Raw genomic sequence first — 23425 nt, forward strand, 5'->3', positions numbered from 1 at the left:
GATCAAACTCTCGATAAAAGATGTTTGATAAAAGCTCGTTAGACGTTTCGTTTTGTTCAGTTTTCAAAGACCAATCATTTCGTTGTAACGACTTTTATATAGTAACATATTCAGCAGGACGCGTCAACCTCTTTTTTTATCACAGAAGCGACAATTAAGCTCCTGCTTAAAAAGAACAATTTCTATTATACTCGTTTTACGATGAATAGCAATAGTTTTTTAAAGTTAAATTTTGCAAATTACAAAACTGCATGTGAAGCTTGGGCAAAGCTATGCCGCGGCAGTCAACAACATCCCGCGGTAACATTAAAGCAGCACCCGAACCGGTTCAGCGCCAAAAACGCATTACTTGATCATTTCTTTTATAAACAAATCGCGCCGGGTTTCCAAATCGACCATTTCATCGCTGCTTAAAATTTTTACGAGCGGTTTGATCGGGGCGGATGGTTTCGTATAAATGACTTCCGCTACTTCATTATTCGATAAAATGACTTTCGTTCCGATCGACAAATGAGCAACAAGGCGTATTAAAGCGTTTACGACAGAAATATCGAATTCCCCGAAATGGTCCTCCAACAATTCTTCAATTGCCTGAAACGGGATTTTCTTTTTTTTGTATATATGGTCGCAAACAATTGCATGATACACGTCTGAAACAGCAACAATTCTTGAGAGGATCGGAATTCTGCCCGGATTTTCCCTAAAAGGATAGCCGCTCCGGTCCAGGCGTTCATGATGCTGCAAAATAGCCAGCTTCGTTTCCGATTTGAGCAGGGATGTGTGTTGGACCATTTGCAGCCCGTACACAGGATGGCTTTTGATTTCTTCAAATTCCGTTTCCGTCAAAGGGTCTGTTTTTTTCAGCAGATGCTGCGGGACTTTTGCCATTCCGGCATCAGCCAGGCATCCGGCTAAAGCAGCCTGGTAGCAGGCGCCTTTTTCCAAGTTTAATTTTTGGGCGATAGCGCCGCTTAACAGCCCTACAGAAACGGCATGGTGGTACATATATTCTTCTTTCGTGGAATAGCGGTGGATCAACCTGATATTGGACGGATCCTTTTCAATGTATTGGAAAAGCGGAATAAAGTAATCCCGGACTTCCCCGACGTTTACTTTCGAGCCGGCCTGCCAGCTTTGGAAATTTTTCTTGTAGCTGTTTACGGCAGCGTTATACAATTCCTGAAAACCGGAAGGCAGTTTTTCCATGACAGGGTTCATTTGTTTTTCTTCCGCCCCGCAACCCTGTCCGGCATTTTGAAATTGCCCCACTGATACTTCTTCTATATCAAACTCTTTCAGGACATTGATCATCCGCCTTGTCAAAAGCGTCCCTTTCGGCATAATAGGGTGAGCTGTTTTTCCCATTACATCTTCCGATAAAACATATCCCGGGATTAAATCAAAAACTTTTATTTTCAAACTTTCTCCCCCCATAAAAATCACGCGCATGATGTTGACAATATTTTACCAAAAAAAAGGAGCATTGTGTAAATGCTCCTTCAAAAACCTGTTATTCCTGCTCGGTTTCTTCAACCGGATCGGAATGCTTTTCTTCTTCATCTTTTTCTACTTTCGCGACGGTTGCGACATATTCATCATCGCCAAGGCGGATCAGTTTAACGCCCATTGTGTTCCTGCCTAGCACAGAAATATCGTCGACAGCCATGCGGATCAGGACGCCACCGCCTGTGATCAGCATCAAGTCTTCGTCCCCCGTTACGGTTTTCACTGCGACAAGCGGCCCGTTTTTGCTTGTAATATTGCATGTTTTCAAGCCTTTTCCCCCGCGGCTTTGGATGCGGTATCCGCTCCCTTTTGTCCGTTTGCCGTAACCGTTGCGTGTAACGATCAAGACGTCGTCATTTTCCTCCAAGATTTCCATTCCGACCACTTCATCACCGCCGGTTAATGTGATCCCTTTTACACCGGTTGCCGACCTTCCCATCGGCCGGACGTCCGTTTCCGGGAAGCGGATCAGCATGCCGTTTTTCGTGCCAATAATGATGTCTTTATGGCCGTCCGTCAGTTTTACGGAAATCAGTTCATCCTCTTCTTTCAAATGGATCGCAATTAAACCGTTCGTCCGGATGTTTGCAAAATCGGAGACAGGTGTGCGTTTTGAAATGCCGTTTTTTGTGGTAAAGAATAAAAACCAGTCTTCGCCAAACTCTTCGACGCGGATCATCGTATTGATCGATTCATCTTTATCGATTTCAAGCAGGTTCACGATCGGAATGCCCTTCGCCGTCCTTCCGTATTCCGGAATTTCGTACCCTTTCTTTTTATAAACTTTTCCTTTATTCGTAAAGAAAAGAATCGTGTCATGGGTGGATGTCGTTAAAAGGTGTTCGACAAAATCATCTTCGTTCGTGCCCATGCCCTGCACGCCGCGGCCGCCGCGTTTTTGGCTGCGGTAAGTCGAAATCGGCAGGCGTTTGACATAACCGTTATGCGTCAGTGTAATGGCGATGTTTTCTTGCGGGATCAAATCTTCGTCCTCGATCTGGTCTACATTGCCAGCGACGATTTCAGTGCGGCGTTCGTCATTATACCGCGCTTTGATTTCAAGCAGTTCTTCGCGGATGATTTCAAGCACTTTTTCTTCGTCCGCCAAAATGGCTTTCAATTCAGCAATCAATTTGATTAAACCCTGGTACTCTTCCTCAATTTTTTCGCGTTCCAAACCGGTCAGACGCTGCAGGCGCATATCCAGGATCGCCTGGGCCTGCTTTTCGGATAAGGAGAATTGCTCCATCAAGCCGTTGCGGGCAATTTCCGTCGTCTGGGAAGATCGGATTAATTGGATAATCGCATCGATATGGTCGAGTGCAATGCGCAAGCCTTCCAAAATATGGGCGCGGGCTTCCGCTTTTTTCAAATCAAATGCCGTTCTGCGCCGGATGACTTCTTCCTGATGGTCCAGATAATGGCGGAGCGCCTGCTTTAAATTCAATACTTTCGGCTGTCCGCCCACAAGCGCAAGCAGGTTAATACCGAATGTCGTTTGCATCGCGGTATGCTTGTACAAATTGTTCAGGATGACATTCGCATTGGCATCGCGCCGGACTTCGATCACAATCCGCATGCCGCTGCGGTCAGATTCATCGCGCAGGTCGGTAATACCGTCAATCCTTTTTTCATGGACGAGTTCGGCAATCCGTTCAATCAGTTTGGCTTTATTGACCTGGTAAGGGATTTCTGTCACAACGATCGATTCTTTGCCGTTCTGCTTCTGTTCAATTTCAACGCGCGCCCTTAACGTAATCGAGCCTCTTCCGGTTTCGTAAGCGCGACGGATTCCGCTCCTGCCAACAATTAAACCGGCCGTTGGGAAATCCGGGCCGGGGATGTACTCCATTAATTCTTGAATCGTAATATCCGGATTTTTGATTAAAGCAAGGATCCCATCGATCACTTCGCCGAGCTGGTGCGGCGGAATGTTCGTAGCCATGCCGACCGCGATGCCTGAAGACCCGTTCACCAAAAGGTTCGGGAAACGGGCAGGCAGGACGGACGGTTCTTTTTCCGAACCATCGTAGTTGTCCTGGAAATCAATTGTATCTTTGTTAATATCGCGCAAAAGCTCAAGAGAAATCTTTGACATCCGCGCTTCCGTGTAACGCATGGCGGCAGCCGGATCGCCGTCGACTGAGCCGAAATTGCCGTGCCCGTCGACAAGCATATAGCGGTAGCTGAAATCCTGCGCCATACGCACCATCGTTTCGTATACGGCAGCGTCACCGTGCGGATGGTATTTCCCGATCACTTCACCGACAATACGCGCCGATTTTTTATAAGCTTTATCCGGGGTCATGCCGAGGTCATTCATTGCATACAAAATCCGGCGGTGCACAGGCTTTAATCCGTCCCGCACATCGGGGATGGCCCGGGAAACAATGACGCTCATCGCATAATCGAGAAAAGATGTGCGCATTTCCTGGGTTAAATTCACTTCAACAATATTCGATTCCGGTGTTTCAGCCATTTAAGCAACCTCCTTTTCTTTAAATGTCCAGGTTTTTTACGTAAATGGCATTTTCTTCAATAAAATTCCGCCGCGGTTCCACTTTATCACCCATCAGCATTTCAAAGGTGCTGTCCGCTTCAATCGCATCGTCAAGGCTCACTTGCAGCATCGTCCGGTTTTTCGGTTCCATCGTCGTTTCCCACAGCTGTTCCGGGTTCATTTCCCCTAAGCCTTTATAGCGCTGGATCGAAGGTTTCGGCTGTTCCGGAAGCTGTTTGAGCAGTTCTTCGAGGCCGCGGTCGCTGTATACATACTCCACTCTTTTCCCTTGCTGCACTTTAAACAGCGGCGGCTGGGCAATATAAATATATCCGGCATCGATTAAAGGCCGCATATAACGGTAAAAGAATGTCAATAATAACGTTCTGATATGGGCGCCGTCGACATCGGCATCCGTCATGATCACAACTTTATGGTAGCGTGCCTTGGAAATATCAAAATCTTCCCCGACACCTGTCCCGAGCGCCGTAATGATCGTGCGGATTTCGGCGTTTGACAAAATTTTATCCAAACGTGCTTTTTCGACGTTTAAAATTTTTCCGCGCAAAGGGAGAATCGCCTGGAACATGCGGTCCCTCCCCTGCTTGGCGGATCCGCCCGCCGAGTCGCCTTCCACAATGTACAATTCACTGATGGACGGATCACGCGATGTACAGTCCGCCAGTTTGCCCGGCAGGCTTGTCGATTCGAGCGCGCTCTTTCTGCGGGTCAACTCCCTCGCCTTTTTCGCCGCCATCCTTGCCCGTGCTGCCATCAACCCTTTTTCTACAATTTTTCTGGCGACAGAAGGGTTTTCCATCATAAACTTCTCGAAAGTCTCAGAAAATATCGTATCCGTAATCGTTCTTGCTTCGGAATTCCCGAGTTTTGTTTTCGTCTGCCCTTCAAACTGTGGGTTAGGGTGTTTGATGGAAACAATAGCGGTCAGGCCTTCGCGGACATCTTCCCCTGTTAAGTTCTGCTCATTTTCTTTGATGAAATTGTTTTTCCGCCCATAGTCATTGATCACGCGGGTCAAAGCCGTTTTAAAGCCTGATTCATGGGTGCCGCCTTCGTAGGTGTGAATATTATTTGCGAATGAATAAATATTACTTGTATACCCTTCGTTATACTGCAGGGAGATTTCCACATAAATGCCGTCCTTCTCGCCTTCCACATAGATCGGTTCCTCATGAAGTACTTCTTTTGAACGGTTCAAATGTTCGACATAAGATTTAATGCCGCCTTCGAAATGGTACTCATTTTTGCGCGGATTTTCCCTTTTATCCTCAATCGTAATTTTGATGCCTTTGTTTAAAAAAGCGAGTTCACGGAGGCGGGTCGTGAGAACATCATAATCAAACTCGGTCGTTTCCGTAAAAATTTCCGGATCCGGCTTGAAGTGTGTCGTTGTGCCAGTGCGGTCGGTGTCGCCAATGATTTTTAAGTCAAAAGCAGGTTTGCCGCGATGGTATTTCTGGTAGTAAATATGTCCGTCGCGATGGACGTATACATCAAGTTCCGTAGACAGCGCGTTCACAACAGATGCGCCGACACCATGGAGGCCGCCGGAAACTTTATAACCTCCACCGCCGAATTTACCGCCTGCATGCAGCACCGTCATGATCACTTCAACAGCAGGCCTGCCCATTTTTTCGTGGATCCCGACCGGAATGCCGCGCCCGTTGTCTTTTACGGTAATGCTGTTGTCTTTTTCAATAAACACGTTAATTTCATCGCAATAGCCGGCCAATGCTTCATCAATGCTGTTATCGACAATTTCCCAGACGAGATGGTGAAGCCCTCTTGAACTTGTAGAGCCAATGTACATCCCGGGCCGTTTGCGCACAGCTTCGAGCCCTTCAAGAACCTGTATCTGCTCAGCATCATAAGACTGCTCTTGTAATTGTTCTTGTTCCAATGATACCACCTGCACTCTCTCAAAAAATAAAACAGATTGTTCCGTTTATGGTTAAACCGACCACCGGTTAATTTGTGTAAAAACCCGGCCGGATTGGATAAAGTCTTTTTGTTTTGCCGTTTGTACGTTTGATTAATGCGCCGGGGGAAAGGGGCGATAAGTAAATACGGTGTTGGGTGATAATAACGGATTTAAAGCCGCCTTTTGCCAAATTGATGGTGTCTTGCCGAAAAGCCTGCAAATAATCATCGTTTATATCAGAACCATTGAGTGATCTTTGGTCCAGAATGGCAATAATCTCATCACCCCGGACTATCACATCTTCCCCGATATGAAGATACATAGGCACACCTCACCCAACAATTTTTCCGGATTTCACGGTATACATTGAAGCTTCCCGTAATGTTTGATGGTCAATCCCGTCTACGCTCGTCGTCGTCACAAATGTCTGCACCCTGCCCTGTATTGCATTGAGCAAATGGGACTGGCGGAAATCATCCAGTTCAGACAGCACATCATCTAATAATAAAATTGGGTATTCCTTTATTTCTGAATAAATCAGTTCAATTTCGGCCAATTTAACCGATAAGGCGGCTGTCCGCTGCTGTCCCTGGGATCCGAACGTATGGACATCACGGCCATTTACAATAAAAGCCAAATCATCGCGGTGCGGGCCGATCATGGTGACACCCCTGTCGATTTCCCGTTCCCAGATTTCCGCAAATTTATTTTCATACATTTTTATCATTTTTGACCAATTCAGTTCTTCTGATACATCAAGGGAAGGTTTATATAAAATCTCAAGCGTCTCAAGGCCGCGGGAAATCATGTGATGGATCGGTCCGGCCCATTCTTCCAGCAGGCGGATAAATTCAAACCTGCGCTTGACAATTTTGACGGCATTTTCAATAAACTGTTCAGTCAAAACATCAAGCATCGTCCGGTCCGTCTGCTTTTTCATTTGCAGCTGCTTTAAATAGTGGTTCCGCTGTTGTAATATTTTTTGGAACTGGCTCACATCGTACAAGTAAACGGGGGAAATCTGGCCAATTTCCATATCAATAAAGCGCCGCCTGACCTGAGGGCTTCCTTTCACGAGATTTAAGTCTTCTGGCGCAAACATTACAACGTTCATATTTCCGATATACTGGCTTAATTTTTTTTGCTCAATATGATTATATTTTGCTTTTTTGCCTTTTTTGGAGATTGTCAATTCAAGGGGGAAAGAATCATGTGTTTTGTGGATCCTACCTTTTATTTTAGCATAATCCGCGTCCCAGCGGATGAGTTCTTTATCATTCGCAGTGCGGTGGGATTTTGCCATCGCCAAAACATAAATGGATTCCATCAAATTGGTCTTCCCCTGGGCATTTTCCCCGAGAATGACATTCACTTTATTTTCAAATGGAATGGTTAACGTTTCGTAATTGCGGTAATTTGTCAGTTCCAATTCTTGTAAGTACATATTGCAACATCCTTTTTGCTGAAAACACCTGAATCAACCGCGGGTAATTTGAAACATACCAATTCCATCAATTTCAACCCGGTCATTCTCTTTCAATTTCCGTCCTCTTCTTTGTTCCAGTTCTCCATTGATGAACACTTTATGTTCGCTTAAAAACCATTTCGCCATTCCCCCGCTTTGGATGATATCGGCTAATTTCAAAAATTGGCCAAGTGTAATAGTATTTGTCGAAATATTTACATATTTTACCATATCTTCACTCTTTTCGTGTCGTCGCTAATATATAATTTTACTAAAAAATCGGCAGAAATACAAAGAATAACAAGGATTTCCGGCTGAAACCGCCTGTTTTCCTCCACCATCGGCACAGAAAAAAGCCTGTCCGTCAGAAACAGGCTTTTCCTCCCCATCAGTATGTCCGGACCGGCAAAATCAGCTGCAAAATCGTTTCGTCATTGACCGGACGGATGACAAACGGCCTCATAGCGCCGGTAAAACGAATGCTGATTTCCATGCCTTCCAATACTTTTAATGCATCTATCATATATTTTGAGCTGAATGAAATTTTCAACGCTTCCCCTTCAATTGATTTGCATTGCACACGGTCGACCACTTTTCCGATTTCCGGCGAATTCGATGTAATTTCAATTGCGCCCGGAATATTAGCCAAAGAAGACAATTTCACAACATTTGCGTTTTGGCCTTCTTTTGCCAACAAAGAAGCCCTGTCAATTGCCTGCAAAAATTCTTTGGCATTTACGATCAGTTCCGTTTTCGCATCGGTAGGAATTAATCTGGACGTATCCGGATAATTTCCTTCCAGCAGACGTGAGAAAAACAATAAATGCTTTGCCTTAAACAAAACCTGGTTGTCGGTAATGACGATTTCAACTAATTCATTTGTATCAGGCAAGATTTTATTCAGTTCGTTTAAACTCTTCCCCGGTATGACAATATTGTATTCCGCATCGGCCGCCGTTTCGATTTCCGCCGTTCTTTGCGCCAAGCGATGGCTGTCTGTTGCAATACAGTTTAACCGGTTGTTTTGAATGCTCCAGTTTACACCTGTCAAGATCGGCCGGGTTTCGGCAGTGGAAACGGCAAATACCGTCTGACGGATTAAATTTTTTAAAATATCGGCCGGAATCCGTATAACTTTATCTTCCGTTATTTGCGGCAGGTGCGGGTATTCTTCGGGATCCAGGCCTATCAAATTAAACTCCGATTTTCCAGAACGGATCATCGTCTGGAATTGGTTTACGACTTCAATTTCGACAATATCCATAGGCAATTTTTTGACAAGTTCCCCAAAAAACCTCGCTTGCAGCACAATTCCGCCGGTTTCCTGAATTGCCGCAATTTCATCCCCGTCTTCTTCTTTCGGTACGAATGATTCGATTGAAATATCCGAATCGCTTCCTGTAAAGGTAATTCCATCTTCTGAAGCAACGATTTTAATACCAGTTAAAATTGGGATCGTTGTTCTGGATGTAATGGCCTTTGATACATCTTGGACACTTTCAACCAGCCGGTCCCGCAAAATGGAAAATTTCATGGTTATTCCTCCATCCAGTGAAGCATATACTTAATAATATTTTATAAAAATAAGTAGTACTAGTAATAGAAGTTGTGAACATGTGGATAACCTATCACAAGCAACGAAATACAGTCTATCCACATGTGGACAGACTGTTTATAAACGTTCCGGTGTTATTCACAATATGCGCAGCAGCCCGTTGAAAACTATATTATCCGTTTTTGAGGATGTTTTGCAGTTCTTCAATTTTCTTTTGGAATTGCGCGTCTGTTTGAATAAGGTTTGAAATTTTTTCATGCGCATGAATGACGGTCGTATGGTCCCTGCCTCCGAATTCTTCCCCGATTTTCGGAAGTGAAAAGTCCGTCAGTTCTCTTGATAAATACATGGCAATCTGGCGCGGGAACGCGACGGATTTCGTGCGCTTTTTCGCTTTAAAATCTTCCAGTTTTACATTGTATTCTTCTCCTACAACCTTTTGGATGTCCTGTATCGTAATGGTTTTCGGCTTGGAACTTGGAATGATATCTTTTAATGCTTCTGCGGCAAGATCCGCATTGATATCCTTATTGATCAGTGATGAATAGGCGACAACGCGGATCAAGGCGCCTTCCAGCTCGCGTATATTGGTGTCTATTTGGTTGGCGATGTAAAGCATGACTTCGTTTGGAATATCCAACCCGTCCGCTTTTGCCTTTTTACGCAAAATGGCAATGCGCGTTTCAAGATCCGGCGGCGTGATGTCGGTGATTAACCCCCATTCGAATCTCGACCGCAGCCTTTCTTCCAGCGTCGGAATTTCTTTCGGGGGCCGGTCGCTTGAAATCACAATCTGCTTGCTTTCTTCATGCAGCGCGTTAAATGTATGGAAAAATTCTTCTTGCGTGGATTCTTTTCCGGCGAGAAACTGAATATCATCTATTAAAAGAATGTCGACATTCCGGTACTTGTTGCGGAATTCGCCGCCTTTATTGTCCCGAATGGAATTAATAAATTCGTTTGTAAATTTTTCCGATGACAAATATACCACTTTTGCTTTTGGGTTGTGTTCCAGTACATAATGGCCGATGGCGTGCATCAAATGCGTTTTTCCAAGTCCGACGCCGCCATAAATAAATAAAGGGTTGTAGGCTTTTGCCGGCGCTTCAGCCACTGCAAGGGATGCAGCATGCGCAAACCGGTTTCCGGATCCGATGACAAAAGTATCAAACGTATATTTTGGTATCAGCATGCTCCGGTAATCGGGGGAATCTTCCAATTTCTCCGCCGGCTTTTTTGGAGGCAGGAAAAAGTCTGCATCACCGTTGTCCTGCTGTTGTGGAATAATAAATTTTATTTCGAGCTCTTCCCCCGTAATGTCATACAAGACAGTCGTGATGAGCGGAATGTAATGGCCTTCCAGCCAATCCCTGGCAAACTCGTTCGGCACCGAAATGACAAACGTATCGTTTTTGAGTGAGTGGGCTTTTGTGGATTTGAGCCAGGTTTCGAAGCTGGGTTTACTGATCTTTTTCTCTATCACCGACAATGCTTTCTCCCAAAGATCAGCGATATTCTCCAACGCCAATCCCTCCTTTTTATCGAAAGAAAAAATCCTAAATTTTTACAAGCACGTAACAATGTTTCGGTGAAGTAACCGGTCATTTATAAACATACATGTGAATGTATAGTGGAAAAGCATATAATAAGGAATAAAGACGGAATTTCGACACAAACCACCAATTGTGGACAACTTTATTCTACACTTCTGAATAAACTGTCCACAAGTTATCCACAAACTGTGGATGAATGAGTTATTCACAACGGTTTATTCAGGGTTAAAACACAATAATCATAACAAATAATCTTTGGTGTTGCAATGATCTTTATAAATTATCCACAATTTGAAAAAGAAGTGGAAAAAATTATGCACAAGCGTTGGATTTGTGTGAAACTTGTCAATAATTGTTGTGGATAGTCAAAACTAACGTGAAAAATATCCACAACAAGCTTTTCGTGCATGATCTGTGGATAACTGTTTCTGCTTTTCTGGCGTGTTTTAGAAAGAAGTGGAAGTTCGGATGTATCTTGACAATACGGAAAGATCATCTTTATAATAATATAGACTGTCGTTTCCGATTAGATCGAAAGCATCCTCGAGGAGGTGTCATACATGAAAAGAACTTATCAGCCAAATAAAAGGAAAAGAAGCAAAGTACACGGCTTCCGTGCGCGCATGAGTACAAAAAACGGCCGGAAAGTTTTGGCAAGACGGCGCCGCAAAGGGAGAAAAGTATTATCCGCATAACCACTGAAATCACTCAGTGGTTTTTTTAACATAACGGGGAGGACAGGCCCGGGATTCCAGGGCAGCCGCACGTTTGAAAACCGCCGTTTTTGCAAAGTGAAGGTGTTTACATTACATGAAAAAATCGTACCGTGTCAAAAAAAATGAAGAATTTCAGGAAATTTTCCGGAACGGCAAGTCTTATGCGAACCGCCAGTTTGTCGTATATGTCCTGAAAAAAGAAAATCAAAAACATTTCAGAATCGGGCTGTCCGTCAGCAAAAAGCTCGGCAAGGCCGTGAAAAGGAATGAAATCAAACGCTATATACGGCAGGTGTTTTTAGAGCTGAAAGAAGAAATTAGCCCAGGAAACGATTATATTATTATCGCTAGGAAACCAGCGGCCGAAATGAATTTCCATCAAGTAAAAAAGAGTTTAATCCATGTCCTGAAAATAGCCAATGTACTGAAAAAAAGCTAAAATGAAAGTAGACTATTGAATTATTGGGCAGCGGTGTTTGGCTGCCTTACCATAAATTTATAGAGGTAAGCGTTTTTTATCAAATTCAACGATATGTGGGAGGAAGAAACGATTGAGAAAAAGTTTTTTTCTAATTGGAATGGTGATGGCTTTCGCAGCTGTCATGGCGGGATGCACGGAATTTAACCAGGATATCACGCCGGAAAGCAAAGGGGTTTGGAACCAGTTTATCGTATATCCGCTGTCCTGGTTGATTACAAAAACGGCCCAGATTCTCGGCAACAGTTACGGGCTGTCCATCATTGTGATTACGATCTTAATCCGCCTGTTGATTTTGCCGCTCAATATTTCGCAGCTGAAAAGTGCAAAAGCTATGCAGGTCATCCAGCCGGAACTTGCAAAACTAAGGGAAAAGTATGCTTCCAAAGATGCAGTGACACAGCAAAAACTCCAGCAGGAAACGATGAAGCTTTTCCAAAAATACAACGTCAATCCGGCTGCGGGTTGTCTGCCGATTTTGATCCAAATGCCGATTTTGATCGGATTTTACCATGCCATTAACAGGACGCCTGCCATCCGTGATTCCTCTTTCCTGTGGTTCGACCTCGGATCAGCGGACTATGTGCTGGCCGCCATTGCTGGAATCACCACTTTCCTTCAGCAAAAAGTCATGATGGCGGGTGGAAATTATGATGCGAACCCGCAGATGAAAATACAAATGAACATGATGCTTTGGTTTATGCCGATTATGATCATTGTGATCGGCATTGGGCTTCCATCCGCGCTGCCATTATACTGGATTGTCGGGAATATCTTTATGATCATCCAGTCATATTTCATTAATAACCCGGAAACTGCGATGCCCGCGCAAAACGCAAAAGCCAGGGGGACGAAAAAATGAATGAAGTGACCACAACAGGGCAAAGTGTAGAAGATGCCGTCAATCAAGCGCTCCTTACGCTAGGTGCCGAAAAAGAAAATGTGGAAGTTGAAATCATTGACGAAGGGAAAAAAGGAGTATTCGGCCTGTTTGGGGCAAAACCGGCTGTTGTCCGCGTGCGGGTGAAGGAAGATCCCGCAGAGCAGGTCATGGCGTACTTGCGCAATATCATGGAAAAAATGGGGGTGACTCCTAAACTACAATTGTCTGAAAATGATCGCATCATGAAAATAAATATTATAGGTGATAATTTGCCGATGCTGATCGGAAAAAGGGGTCAAACGCTAAATGCATTGCAATTTCTCGCGCAGCTTGCCGCAAATCATCGTGTTCCCCACTATGCGAAAGTGATGCTGGATGTCGGAGATTACCGGGAAAAACGGGAAGCATCTTTGGTGCAGCTTGCGGAAAGGCTGGCTGCGCAAGTCATTCGGACAAAAAGGAAAGTAAAGCTGGAACCGATGCCGTCTTTTGAAAGGAAAATCATCCACAGCGCCTTGACCAAAAACAAAAACGTCACCACTTATTCGGAAGGAACAGAGCCAAACCGTTACGTTGTCGTTGATCTGGCAAAACATTAAAAACACCGCCGCTTCCAACTTCCATTTGAAAGCGGCGTTTTTTATTGGAAGTATAAAGCGAAGTCTGCTTTGTTCACCTACCCGCTTTTTTCAGTTCAGTTCCGCGTCTATGGAATGGCTGTCGTGGGGAGGTGTATTTTTTTGCTTTTTTAAAGCTGCCAGTGAGAATAGGGAAAATAAAAATATCCACAGGGACGGATGAATCTGCTTCGATGGCGTTGTTATTCACATGTGGATAAGTTAAAATGGAATTATCGGCTTCTTTTTGGGGGTTGTGGAAAAGATAAATCATATAGCTTGTATTCGGGAAAATATTTGATATGCTTTTACGTTAGGGTGAAAAAGCCAATACGGACGATTTTAGCTTTTTATATAAATGAAAATGATAGGAAATGGGGTGAGAAAAAATGGAAATGGATACCATTGCGGCAATATCCACGCCGATGGGGGAAGGCGCAATTTCAATTGTTCGGATAAGCGGAAACGAAGCCATTGAAATTGCAAATAAACTTTTCAAAGGTGTCGGCGGCAAAAAGCTGATTGATGTTCCATCTCATACGATTCATTACGGTAAAATTGTCGATCCGAAAACGTCCGAAACGGTAGAAGAAGCCATGGTCAGCGTGATGAAAGCACCAAAGACTTTTACAAGGGAAGATGTCGTGGAAATTAATTGCCATGGCGGGCTTGTTTCCGTAAACAGGGTGCTGCAGCTTGTGTTAACAAACGGCGCGCGCCTCGCCGAGCCGGGCGAGTTTACAAAGCGAGCGTTTTTAAACGGACGCATTGATTTGTCTCAGGCAGAAGCGGTGATGGATTTAATCCGTGCCAAAACGGATAAAGCGATGAATGTGGCGATCGGGCAGATGGAAGGCAAATTGTCGAAACTGATCAAGAAACTGCGCCAGGAAATATTGGAAGTCGTTGCCCATATTGAAGTCAATATTGATTATCCGGAATACGACGATGTGGAAGAAATGACGCACCGCATGCTGAAAGAAAAGGCGCAGTATATCAAAAACGAGATTGAAAAACTGCTCAAGACAGCCCATCAGGGGAAAATTTTGCGGGAAGGATTGTCGACCGCCATTATCGGGCGCCCGAACGTCGGGAAATCGTCTTTATTGAACAGCCTTGTCCAGGAAAATAAAGCGATTGTCACGGATATTCCGGGCACGACCCGCGATGTGATCGAGGAATATGTTAATGTGCGCGGTGTGCCGCTCCGGCTGGTGGACACGGCAGGAATTCGCGAAACGGAAGATGTTGTTGAACGGATTGGTGTCGAGCGTTCACGGAAAGTGCTGAAAGAGGCGGATTTGATCTTGCTTGTCATCAATTCCGCGGAGCCTTTAAGCCCGGAAGATGAGGCATTGTTTGAAGCAGTGGAAGGCATGGATGTGATCGTCATTTTAAATAAACAGGACCTGCCGCAAAAAGTAGATACGGAAAGGGTCCGCGAACTGGCCAAAGGTGCTGAGATTGTCACGACTTCCCTTTTAAAAGAGGAAGGTGTGGACGAATTGGAAAACGCGATCGCGGCCATGTACTTTGAAGGGCAGCTGGAAGGCGGGGATATGACATATGTATCGAACAGCCGTCATATTGCGCTTTTGAACCAGGCACTGCAGGCAATTGAAGATGTTTTGAACGGTATTGAATCCGGAACCCCGATTGACATCGTTCAAATTGACTTAACTCGGACATGGGACCTGCTCGGGGAAATCGTCGGGGATACCGTACAGGAAAGCCTGCTGAACCAACTTTTCTCACAATTTTGCTTAGGAAAATAAGAAAAGCGGAAGCGCCTTGCCCAGCGGCGTACGGATTTCGCTGTTCAACAGGGATACCTGTCAGGAGAAGACAAAGAATGAAGCAATCTATAAGGATGAGCAGCTGTAACATAGAGATGGGGGCGTATGCCCGGTTTCATTTTTACTGAACAAAGGAGCGATTGAAAGAATGCGGCAATACGATGCAGGAGATTATGATGTCATTGTCGTCGGAGCGGGACATGCCGGTTGTGAAGCGGGGCTGGCCGCGGCAAGGATCGGCGCCAAAACATTAATGATTACGATTAACCTCGATATGATCGCCTTTATGCCGTGCAATCCGTCCATCGGCGGGCCGGCGAAAGGGATCGTTGTCCGGGAAATTGATGCGCTCGGCGGTGAAATGGGCAGAAATATCGATAAAACCTATATCCAAATGAGGATGCTGAATACCGGAAAGGGGCCGGCTGTGCAGGCGCTGCGGGCACAGGCGGATAAGGTCGAATACCAGCGCGAAATGAAAAAAACGATCGAAAACCAGGAAAATTTGACATTGTTGCAGGGCATGGTGGAAAAATTGGTCATTGAAGACGGCGTCTGCAAAGGGGTTGTCACAAAAACCGGGGCAAAGTTTACAGCCAAAACCGTTGTGCTGACAACCGGGACTTTCCTGCGCGGGGAAATCATTATTGGCGAACTAAAATATTCAAGCGGCCCGAACAACCAGCAGCCTTCCATTAATCTTGCGGAAAATCTCGAAGATCTTGGCTTTGACCTTGTACGGTTTAAAACCGGGACACCGCCGCGCGTGAACGGCAATACGATCGATTACAGCAAAACGGAAATCCAGCCCGGTGATCTGGAACCGCGTGCATTCAGCTATGAAACGACAAAATACATTACCGACCAGCGCCCTTGCTGGCTGACATATACGAACGAACGCACCCATGCCATCATCGACGCCAACCTCGGCCGCGCGCCGATGTTTTCCGGCATGATCAAAGGCACAGGGCCGCGCTACTGCCCGTCCATTGAAGATAAAGTGGTGCGTTTCCATGACAAGCCGCGCCACCAGCTTTTCCTTGAACCGGAAGGCCGCCATACGGAAGAAGTATATGTACAGGGGCTTTCCACCAGTATGCCGGAAGAAGTGCAGAGGGAAATTTTAGCATCCATTGAAGGGCTTGAACATGCGAAAATGATGCGCCCAGGCTATGCCATTGAATATGATGCCATCACGCCGACTCAACTGTGGCCGACATTGGAAACGAAAAAAGTGAAAAACCTTTACACTGCAGGCCAGATTAACGGGACTTCCGGTTATGAAGAGGCTGCCGGGCAGGGTATCATTGCGGGAATTAACGCAGCTCGCAAAGCTTTAGGCAAAGAAGAAATTGTTTTGAAACGGTCGGATGCTTATATCGGCGTGTTGATCGACGATTTGGTCACAAAAGGGACGAGGGAACCTTACCGGCTGTTGACATCCCGTGCCGAATACCGCCTGCTTTTGCGCCATGACAACGCGGATCTCCGCCTGACCGAACTCGGCTACCGGATCGGTTTGATTTCCGAAGAACGCTACCGGAAATTTTTGGCGAAAAAACAGGCGATTGAAACAGAAATGAAGCGGCTGAAATCGGTGATCATCAAGCCGAATGAAGAAACGCAGGCGCTCATCCGGGAAGTGGGCGGCAGTGAATTGAAAGATGGAATTCGTGCTGCTGACCTTTTGAAACGCCCAGAAATGAAATATGAACATATCAAAATGCTTGTTCCGCCTGAAATGGAACTTCCCCCTGAAGTTGAAGAACAGGTGGAAATCCAGATCAAATATGAAGGCTATATAGATAAATCGCTGCAGCAAGTGGAAAGGATGAAAAAGCTGGAAGACAAGAAAATCCCTGCCGATATTGATTATGACGCCATTAACGGCCTGGCAACGGAAGCGCGTCAAAAATTAAAGAAAGTCCGCCCGATTTCGATTGCCCAGGCGTCGCGCATTTCCGGCGTCAATCCGGCTGATATTTCCATTTTGCTCGTGTATATTGAGCAGGGCAAAATTGCAAAAACGCATTAACGGGCATGAAGCCGGAATCCGATCCGGCTCCTTGCTTTTTACATATTCAAACGGAAGGATGGAAAAATGGATACCGGACAATTCGTTGATCTATTGGCTGAAAAAGGCATCGTGCTCGGCAGTGAACAGCTGAAGCAGTTTGAAACATATTATGAATGGCTCGTTGACTGGAACAACAAAATGAATTTAACGGCCATTACAGAAAAAGGGGAAGTGTATTTAAAGCACTTTTTTGATTCGGTAACGGTCGCCTTCTTTACTGATTGGAACGGCCCGTTTCAAGTGTGCGATGTCGGCGCGGGGGCAGGGTTTCCGAGCATTCCGTTAAAAATCTGTTTTCCGGAACTTTCCGTCACGATCGTGGATTCCCTCCAAAAACGGATTACTTTTTTGGAACATTTGACGGAAGCGCTTGGCCTGAAAAATGTTTTTCTGTTCCACGACCGGGCTGAAACATTTGCGAAAAAGCCGGAACACCGTGAAAAATATGATATTGTTACGGCGAGGGCAGTGGCAAGAATGTCCGTCCTTTCAGAACTCTGCCTGCCGCTTGTTAAGAACGGCGGTCGGTTCATTGCCATGAAAGCCCTGCATGCTAGAGAGGAATTGGAAAAAGCGGAAAAAGCAATTCAAATATTGGGCGGGAAAACGGAAAATATTTACTCCTTTATTTTGCCGGTCGAGGAAAGCGAAAGAAATATCATTGTCGTGAAAAAAATCAAAGCAACGCCTAAAAAATATCCGCGTAAACCGGGCACACCGGCGAAAATACCGCTTGAATAACCGGGCAGTACTTTCGCCGGAAGTTTCCATGCCCCGCCACAAAACGGGCGGATTCTTCTTATATACTTAAGAGGTTGTTCGAAAAATCGCAGGGAGTTTAGCAGGAACTTGTCTTATAATAGAGAATAAATAGTTAGGGAGAATCTATAAGGTGGTGTACAGTGAATGAAGCATCCTTTCTCTCGTTTTTTTGGGGTGGAGGAAGAAATCGGGGAGGAATTGGAAGCAGAGAACGAAAATGAAGAGATAAAGAATATTTCCGTTTCCCATATCATTCCAAACCGGTTTCAGCCAAGAACCATTTTTAATGAGGAGAAAATCGACGAATTGGCTAGGACGATCCAAACCCACGGCATTATCCAGCCAATCGTTGTCCGTGAATACGAGGCGGGCGAGTACGAGATCATCGCTGGGGAAAGACGATTCAGGGCTGTCCAGAAATTAGGTTGGGATACGGTGCCTGCCATCATAAAAAATTTGAGTGACACGGAAACGGCCTCTGTCGCCTTAATTGAAAACCTGCAGCGGGAAGAGCTGACGCCGATTGAAGAGGCGATGGCTTACGGAAAGCTGCTCGAACTTCACCATTTGACCCAGGAAGCATTGGCACAGCGCCTCGGAAAAGGACAATCTACGGTTGCAAATAAACTGCGCCTTCTGAAACTGCCCCGGGAAGTGCAGGATGCCCTGCTGCAAAAACAGATCACGGAACGCCATGCACGTGCTTTAATTCCTTTAAAAGAACCTGAAAAGCAGGTCCGTGTCCTCAACGAAATACTTGCCAAAAATTTAAATGTGAAACAAACGGAAGATTATGTGGCCCGTTTAATGAATAAACCGGAAAAAAAAGCAAGGCCGCGCAGGCAGGTTTTCAGCAAAGACATGCGGATTGCCGTCAATACGATCCGACAATCCGTATCAATGGTCACTGATTCCGGGATCAAACTGGATTCAAAGGAAGAAGAATTTGAAGATTACTACCAAATCACGATCCGGATCCCGAAAAAGGCAAAATCATAATGAAAGAAACTTGGGTTACAGGTTTCTTTTTTTTCGACTTTCTGTAAACGAATCTTGCAAACTTTGATACAATAAGATTATGTGTCTGCCATAGCGCGGTGTATGTTTATATATTGCAATGGAAACCGGCGCATGGTTTTTTGTCCATTTATTTTAGCGTGAGGAAAAAAGGTAGGTGGCAACCGTGGGAAAAGTGATTTCTATCGCTAATCAAAAGGGAGGTGTTGGAAAAACAACCACCTCTGTCAACTTGGGTGCCTGCTTAGCATATATCGGGAAAAAGGTTTTGCTTGTCGATACCGACCCCCAGGGGAATGCAACCAGTGGGACCGGGATTGATAAAGGCGAGGTCCAGCAGTGTATTTATGACGTGTTAGTGGACGATGTGGACATAAAGGAAGTCATCCGGGCGACAACAGTGGAAGGGCTGTATTCCGTCCCTGCCACGATTCAATTGGCGGGAGCGGAAATCGAGCTTGTCCCGACCATTTCAAGGGAAGTCCGCTTGAAGCGGGCCATTGCATCTATTAAAGATGACTATGATTATATCATTATTGACTGCCCCCCTTCGCTCGGCATTTTGACTTTAAATGCCCTGACCGCTTCCGATGCGGTGATTATCCCGGTCCAATGCGAGTATTACGCTTTGGAAGGTTTAAGCCAGTTATTAAGCACTGTCCGGCTCGTGCAAAAACATTTAAACCACGATTTGATGATTGACGGGGTTTTGTTGACTATGCTGGATGCGCGCACGAATTTGGGGCTCCAGGTGATTGAAGAGGTGAAAAAATATTTCAGGGATAAAGTGTACCGGACGATCATCCCCCGCAATGTACGATTAAGCGAAGCACCGAGCCACGGGCAGCCGATCATTCTTTATGATCCGAAATCCCGCGGCGCGGAAGTATATTTAGACTTAGCAAAGGAAGTGGCGGCAAATGGCTAAAGGACTTGGAAAAGGCATTAATGCGTTGTTTGCCAATATGGACGTCGATAAAGAGGATGCCGTGCAGGAAGTCAAAATCAAAGAGCTGCGCCCGAATCCTTATCAGCCGCGTAAAATTTTCGAACCGGAAGCGCTCAATGAATTAAAAGAGTCCATTCTCCAGCACGGAATTTTGCAGCCGCTCATTGTCCGAAAAAGCATCAAAGGTTATGAAATCATCGTCGGCGAGCGGAGGTACAGGGCGGCAAAAGAAGCGAAACTGGCCACTGTGCCGGTTGTGGTCCGCGATTTATCCGATCAGCAGATGATGGAGTTTGCCGTTTTGGAAAACTTGCAGCGGGAAGACTTAACGCCGATTGAAGAAGCAAATGCTTACCAGTTTTTATTGGAAAAATTAAATGTGACACAGGAAGAACTGGCAAAGCGGCTCGGAAAAAGCCGGCCTTATATTGCCAACCACCTCCGGATTTTGTCCCTGCCGGTAAGCATCCAGGAAGCGATGTCGAGCGGGAAACTTTCGATGGGGCACGGCCGTACGTTGCTCGGTCTGAGCAAAAAAGAAAAAATGGAAGAACTTGCGGAAAAAGTCATTGAGGAAGGGTTGAGCGTCCGCCAGTTGGAAAAGCTCGTCCAGCAGCTCAATCAAAATGTTTCACGTGGAACAAAAAAAGAAAAATCGGTGAAAGATATTTTTATCCAGGAACATGAAACAATCCTCCGCGAAAAATTCGGTACAACTGTCCATATAAAACGGACGAAGAAAAAAGGAAAAATTGAAATTGAATTTATGTCCAATGAGGATTTAGAAAGAATTTTACAAATACTGGATGCCAGTTTTGACCACGAATCGTAAGGCATCCAATAGCAAAACGGGTGAAGAAATGGTACTGCTTGGAACGATTATCAACGGGCTCAGCATTATCGCAGGCTCATTTATCGGGAGGCTACTGAACCGTATTCCGGACCGCATCAAAGGAACCGTCATGCATGCGATCGGGCTTGCTGTGATGGTGTTGGGGCTCGAGATGGGGTTAAAAAGTGAACAATATATTATTGTCATCCTGAGCCTCGTGTTTGGCGCAGTGATTGGGGAATTGCTACGACTGGAAGAGTACTTGAACGCCCTCGGTGCCTGGCTGGAAAGAAAGTTTGGAGGAAATGGCCAAGGCAGTGTTGCCGAAGCTTTCATCACGGCAACGCTCGTATTTGTCATTGGCGCCATGGCAATCCTCGGCGCGCTCGACAGCGGGATCAGGGGCGACAATACCGTGTTATATACAAAATCCGTATTGGACGGCTTTACAGCGCTGATCCTGTCATCTACCCTCGGTTTCGGCGTTATTTTTTCCGCCGTGCCTGTTGTATTGTATGAAGGGGCCATTGCTTTATTTGCGAAGCAGATCAACCACCTGATCCCCTCATCGGTGTTAAATGCATTTATTACCGAAATGACGGCAACCGGCGGGATTATGATTTTTGCCATCGGTTTAAATATCGCGGGGCTCGCCAAATTCAGAGTAGCCAATTTTCTGCCGGGCATTTTCGTTGTCGCCGTTTTCATTGCTTTGCTTCATATTTACCATACGATTGCGGCGTGAAACATTTAAATCAGCTTTTTCTTCGGTTGGCTGTGTTTCAAAGAAATCATGGAATTTTGGTATTGAAGGTGAAGATTTGCGCGGCTGATCCCTGCAGCGATAAGTTTCGCCATTTTCAACACCAGGTTTAAACGGGTGTTTTGCAGGACGGTAAATTCCATAAAACCGCTGATGTTCACAATGCCGGTAATATGGATGTCGCCGACCGGAGGCAAGTCTTTTTTTACCCCCGCCCCCGGTTTAACGGGGCCGTCGCTGATTTGGATCATGCCGACGCTCTTCATTTTTCCGAGGCAGGCATCCACCGCAATCACAAAGGGGTAGCGATGTTTTTCGTAAATCATTTCAATTTTTTCTTCAAGGTTTAAAGCATGGATCGGGTTGTCCAGCGTCCCATATACTTTAAAACATTTCATCACTTTTTCTTTCAGAAAAGTGCCCGTCAAAGGACCGAGCGAATCTCCCGTGGAACGGTCGGTGCCGATACATACGATCACGAAATCACGGCCGGTGCTTTTCGGAAGCGCTGATAAAATCTGATTGGAAATGATTTCTTTTGCCATTATGTCATCGTGAAAAACCTTCACGCTGTTGCCGCTTAATTCAAACTGCCTAATTTTACGATTCATATCAGCCACTCCCTCATTGTAATAGTATCAGTATACGGAAAAAACAAAAAATCTATACATATATCTTTCTTGATATCCGCAACCCGCAGTTTTACACTTGATTCGGGCCGCTAATAAGAAGGTAATTTTTGAAAAAGCGGAGCCGGTTCTCGAGTATAGGTTGATTTTTTGTTACAATAACGATGAAAGAAAATGAAGGTTGGTGTACTATGCGTCATTTTGAGGCTTATCTCAAACATCTCGAAGCCAAATGGTTGAATGAAGATACATGGGTGAAGATCGGGGAAACGGCCTTAAAAATTGTGCTGGTGCTTCTTGTTGCATCGCTGATTATAAAATTCGGGAAAAAAGCGATCCGCAAAGTTTTTGAAGTCCGTGCAAAAGCTCCTCTCCGTTTTACGGAACGGCGAGAAGCAACATTATTAAGGCTGATGGAAAATACCTTGACATACCTCGTCGGGTTCATTGCGATTGTAACGGTTTTGTCGTTGTTGGGCATCAACGTCCAAGGGCTCCTGGCCGGCGCCGGAATTGTCGGTTTGGCTGTCGGTTTCGGGGCGCAGAGCCTTGTAAAAGATATTATTTCCGGTTTCTTTATTATTTTCGAAGACCAGTTTTCGGTTGGGGATACGGTGCAAATCGGAAAATTCCAAGGGGTAGTGGAAGAAATCGGGCTCAGGACAACAAAAATCAAAAACTGGACCGGTGAATTATACATTATTCCGAACGGAAATATTTCCGAAGTGACCAACTACTCCATCCATAACAGCGTTGCCGTTGTTGATGTCCATATCCCTTACGAAGAGAATATTGACAAGGCGGAAGCGGTCATACAGGAGCTGCTTTCGTCATTTGCCGGGCAGTATGAAGAGATCGTTTCCGAACCGGAACTTTTGGGCGTCCAGCAGCTTGGCACAACGGATGTGACACTAAGGGTTGTGGCGGAGACCATCCCGATGGAGCACTGGTATATTGCGAGGGTTTTAAAGAAAGAAATAAAAAAGGCATTGGATGAAAACCATATCCATGCGCCCTATCCGAAAATGATCACCTATTCCCGCACTGAGGAAGAACAGGCGTTAAACAGCCAATTTCTAAAGGGGGATGAACATGGAAGATAAAAATTTCGGGCTATATGATATTGTCGAAATGAAAAAGCAGCATCCATGCGGCACAAATCGCTGGAAGATCGTCCGGATGGGGGCCGATATTCGTATTAAATGCGAAGGATGCGGCCACAGCGTGCTCCTCCCGAGAAGAGAATTCACCCGCAAGATGAAAAAAGTCCTTGTCAAGCACGAAGAATCCTAACCTTTTTTTGGATAAATTCCTATAATGGGTTGGAAAAGTCGGCAACCATTGTGCCGCTGCGGTTTGATGGGAATTGAACAAGTTTTTAAGGA

General features: G+C 45.3%; 22 protein-coding genes. 13 read left to right on the top strand and 9 right to left on the bottom strand.

All coding sequences use genetic code 11. The features are described from left to right. Window positions 1-345: 345 nt before the first annotated feature. The 8 genes from BpJC4_RS08785 to dnaA all read right to left on the bottom strand — a co-directional run bounded on the left by BpJC4_RS08785 (window position 346) and on the right by dnaA (window position 10490). On the bottom strand, window positions 346-1419 hold the full coding sequence (locus BpJC4_RS08785; RefSeq protein WP_151681524.1) for an HD-GYP domain-containing protein: 1074 nt from the start codon (window positions 1417-1419) through the stop codon (window positions 346-348). A 91-nt stretch (window positions 1420-1510) separates the two neighbouring features. Next, complete coding sequence (gene gyrA, locus BpJC4_RS08790) at window positions 1511-3985, bottom strand: DNA gyrase subunit A (RefSeq protein WP_151681523.1); 2475 nt, start codon at window positions 3983-3985, stop codon at window positions 1511-1513. 19 nt (window positions 3986-4004) lie between these two features. After that, window positions 4005-5927, bottom strand: a complete 1923-nt coding sequence (gene gyrB / locus BpJC4_RS08795; protein ID WP_151681522.1) for a DNA topoisomerase (ATP-hydrolyzing) subunit B — start codon at window positions 5925-5927, stop codon at window positions 4005-4007. Between the two features lie 67 nt (window positions 5928-5994). Then, window positions 5995-6270, bottom strand: a complete 276-nt coding sequence (gene remB, locus BpJC4_RS08800; RefSeq protein ID WP_151697786.1) for an extracellular matrix regulator RemB — start codon at window positions 6268-6270, stop codon at window positions 5995-5997. Between the two features lie 9 nt (window positions 6271-6279). Further along, window positions 6280-7392 carry a DNA replication/repair protein RecF gene (recF, locus tag BpJC4_RS08805; RefSeq protein WP_151681520.1) on the bottom strand — a complete coding sequence of 371 codons (1113 nt, stop codon included), beginning with the start codon at window positions 7390-7392 and terminating at the stop codon, window positions 6280-6282. 33 nt (window positions 7393-7425) lie between these two features. Next, window positions 7426-7644 (bottom strand): S4 domain-containing protein YaaA, encoded by a 219-nt coding sequence (yaaA, locus tag BpJC4_RS08810; RefSeq protein ID WP_151697787.1) that lies wholly within the window; start codon window positions 7642-7644, stop codon window positions 7426-7428. A gap of 157 nt (window positions 7645-7801) precedes the next feature. Next, window positions 7802-8947 carry a DNA polymerase III subunit beta gene (gene dnaN, locus BpJC4_RS08815; RefSeq protein WP_151681518.1) on the bottom strand — a complete coding sequence of 382 codons (1146 nt, stop codon included), beginning with the start codon at window positions 8945-8947 and terminating at the stop codon, window positions 7802-7804. Between the two features lie 193 nt (window positions 8948-9140). After that, on the bottom strand, window positions 9141-10490 hold the full coding sequence (gene dnaA / locus BpJC4_RS08820) for a chromosomal replication initiator protein DnaA (RefSeq protein ID WP_151681517.1): 1350 nt from the start codon (window positions 10488-10490) through the stop codon (window positions 9141-9143). A 591-nt stretch (window positions 10491-11081) separates the two neighbouring features. Here dnaA and rpmH point away from each other — a divergent pair. The 11 genes from rpmH (at window position 11082) to BpJC4_RS08875 (ending at window position 21393) form a co-directional block, all read left to right on the top strand. Beyond that, a complete protein-coding gene (gene rpmH / locus BpJC4_RS08825; RefSeq protein ID WP_003397591.1) occupies window positions 11082-11216 on the top strand; it encodes a 50S ribosomal protein L34 in 135 nt (44 codons plus the stop codon). Window positions 11217-11331: 115 nt separating this feature from the next. Next, window positions 11332-11676 (top strand): ribonuclease P protein component, encoded by a 345-nt coding sequence (gene rnpA / locus BpJC4_RS08830; RefSeq protein WP_151681516.1) that lies wholly within the window; start codon window positions 11332-11334, stop codon window positions 11674-11676. A gap of 112 nt (window positions 11677-11788) precedes the next feature. Next, entirely contained in the window at window positions 11789-12577 is a 789-nt protein-coding gene (gene yidC / locus BpJC4_RS08835) for a membrane protein insertase YidC (protein ID WP_151681515.1), read from the top strand. Beyond that, window positions 12574-13197, top strand: a complete 624-nt coding sequence (gene jag, locus BpJC4_RS08840) for an RNA-binding cell elongation regulator Jag/EloR (RefSeq protein ID WP_151681514.1) — start codon at window positions 12574-12576, stop codon at window positions 13195-13197. The genes yidC and jag overlap by 4 nt, the downstream gene beginning before the upstream one ends. A gap of 407 nt (window positions 13198-13604) precedes the next feature. Further along, window positions 13605-14990 (top strand): tRNA uridine-5-carboxymethylaminomethyl(34) synthesis GTPase MnmE, encoded by a 1386-nt coding sequence (gene mnmE, locus BpJC4_RS08845; RefSeq protein WP_151697788.1) that lies wholly within the window; start codon window positions 13605-13607, stop codon window positions 14988-14990. A 169-nt stretch (window positions 14991-15159) separates the two neighbouring features. After that, window positions 15160-17046, top strand: coding sequence for a tRNA uridine-5-carboxymethylaminomethyl(34) synthesis enzyme MnmG (gene mnmG, locus BpJC4_RS08850; protein WP_151697789.1), 1887 nt, complete (start codon window positions 15160-15162; stop codon window positions 17044-17046). A 66-nt stretch (window positions 17047-17112) separates the two neighbouring features. Next, a complete protein-coding gene (rsmG, locus tag BpJC4_RS08855) occupies window positions 17113-17829 on the top strand; it encodes a 16S rRNA (guanine(527)-N(7))-methyltransferase RsmG (protein ID WP_151681511.1) in 717 nt (238 codons plus the stop codon). 165 nt (window positions 17830-17994) lie between these two features. Then, window positions 17995-18849: a nucleoid occlusion protein gene (gene noc / locus BpJC4_RS08860; RefSeq protein ID WP_151681510.1), complete on the top strand. Its 855-nt coding sequence runs from the start codon at window positions 17995-17997 to the stop codon at window positions 18847-18849. A gap of 184 nt (window positions 18850-19033) precedes the next feature. Further along, a complete protein-coding gene (locus BpJC4_RS08865; RefSeq protein ID WP_151681509.1) occupies window positions 19034-19795 on the top strand; it encodes a ParA family protein in 762 nt (253 codons plus the stop codon). Continuing rightward, window positions 19788-20648, top strand: a complete 861-nt coding sequence (locus BpJC4_RS08870; RefSeq protein ID WP_151681508.1) for a ParB/RepB/Spo0J family partition protein — start codon at window positions 19788-19790, stop codon at window positions 20646-20648. Before BpJC4_RS08865 ends, BpJC4_RS08870 begins: the two co-directional genes overlap by 8 nt. A 28-nt stretch (window positions 20649-20676) precedes the next feature. Continuing rightward, window positions 20677-21393, top strand: a complete 717-nt coding sequence (locus tag BpJC4_RS08875; protein ID WP_151681525.1) for a DUF554 domain-containing protein — start codon at window positions 20677-20679, stop codon at window positions 21391-21393. A 5-nt stretch (window positions 21394-21398) separates the two neighbouring features. Here BpJC4_RS08875 and yyaC read toward each other — a convergent pair whose 3' ends face one another. Then, window positions 21399-22022 carry a spore protease YyaC gene (gene yyaC, locus BpJC4_RS08880; RefSeq protein WP_151681507.1) on the bottom strand — a complete coding sequence of 208 codons (624 nt, stop codon included), beginning with the start codon at window positions 22020-22022 and terminating at the stop codon, window positions 21399-21401. Between the two features lie 209 nt (window positions 22023-22231). Here yyaC and BpJC4_RS08885 point away from each other — a divergent pair, with 209 nt between their 5' ends. Beyond that, window positions 22232-23143 carry a mechanosensitive ion channel family protein gene (locus tag BpJC4_RS08885; RefSeq protein ID WP_151681506.1) on the top strand — a complete coding sequence of 304 codons (912 nt, stop codon included), beginning with the start codon at window positions 22232-22234 and terminating at the stop codon, window positions 23141-23143. Continuing rightward, window positions 23133-23333 carry a DUF951 domain-containing protein gene (locus BpJC4_RS08890; protein ID WP_151681505.1) on the top strand — a complete coding sequence of 67 codons (201 nt, stop codon included), beginning with the start codon at window positions 23133-23135 and terminating at the stop codon, window positions 23331-23333. The genes BpJC4_RS08885 and BpJC4_RS08890 overlap by 11 nt, the downstream gene beginning before the upstream one ends. The last annotated feature ends 92 nt before the right edge of the window (window positions 23334-23425 follow it).

This window comes from Weizmannia acidilactici (assembly GCF_008974185.1).
Lineage (GTDB): Bacteria > Bacillota > Bacilli > Bacillales > Bacillaceae_C > Weizmannia > Weizmannia acidilactici.